Origin of the sequence: Mesorhizobium sp. M4A.F.Ca.ET.050.02.1.1, from assembly GCF_003997725.1 — a bacterium.
Taxonomy (GTDB): domain Bacteria; phylum Pseudomonadota; class Alphaproteobacteria; order Rhizobiales; family Rhizobiaceae; genus Mesorhizobium.
In genome coordinates, this window is record NZ_RZSG01001287.1 from 1 (window position 1) to 926 (window position 926).

The 926-nt window shown below is 66.1% G+C and carries 2 protein-coding genes; both read right to left on the reverse strand.

The genetic code is table 11. The features are described 5' to 3' along the window. The coding region (gene maiA, locus EOA33_RS36965; RefSeq protein ID WP_127407814.1) for a maleylacetoacetate isomerase at nucleotides 1-599 on the reverse strand (599 nt) is incomplete at its 3' end. A 4-nt stretch (nucleotides 600-603) separates the two neighbouring features. After that, nucleotides 604-926: fumarylacetoacetate hydrolase family protein (locus EOA33_RS36970; protein WP_190234519.1), on the reverse strand; the 323-nt coding region annotated here is incomplete at its 5' end.

The window sequence follows — 926 nt, forward strand, 5'->3', positions numbered from 1 at the left end:
GCCATGCAGGCGGCGTGGATCCGCGAGATCACCGGGTAGGGCGCCATGTCGACGCCGAAGCGGGCATTGTTGGTGACCTGGGCGGCGAGGCAGATATCTGCAAGGCCGGGCGTGTCGCCGTGACAGAAGGTGCCGGTCTCGGGCGCTGAAGCGAGAATCGTCTCAAGCGGCTGAAACCCTTCGTTCACCCAGTGCCGGAACCAGTTGACGACATCCTGGTCGCCGGCGCCGAACAGCGTGCGCAGCGAGGTCAGCACGCGCAGATTGTTCACCGGATGGATGTCGCAGGCGATCATCTGCGCCAGCATTCTGACGCGCGCCCGGCCGCGCGCGTCCTTCGGCAGAAGCGGCGGCTCGGGCACGGTCTCGTCGAGATATTCGATGATCGCCAGCGACTGCGTCAAAAGCCGGCCGTCGCCAAGGATCAGCGCCGGCACCAGCCCTTGCGGATTGACCGCGAGATAGGTGGCTTCGAGGTGCTCGCCGTGGCGCAGATGGTGCGGCACGTAATCGTAACTGAGGCCCTTCATCTCCAGCGCGATGCGCACGCGGTAGGAGGTGGAGGAGCGGTAGTAGTTATGGAGGATTAGGTCGCTCATCGCTTCACGTCGTCGGTTGACCGATGGTGATTTCGATGGCGCCGATGCCTTCGACGCCGCCGGTCATCGTTTCGCCCGGCCCGACCGCGCCGACGCCGGCCGGCGTGCCGGTGAAGATCAGGTCTCCCGGCTCGAGCGTCACCGCCTCGCTGCAGATCGAGACGATGTCGGCAAGCGGCCAGATCAGCTCGGCAAGGTCGGCATCCTGCCGGACCTCGCCGTCGACGGCGAGCCAAATTCGGCCTTTCGAGGGATGGCCGGACTTCTGCGCCGGGACCAGTGGGCCGCATGGGGCGGAACGGTCGAAAGCCTTCGACCAGTCCCAGG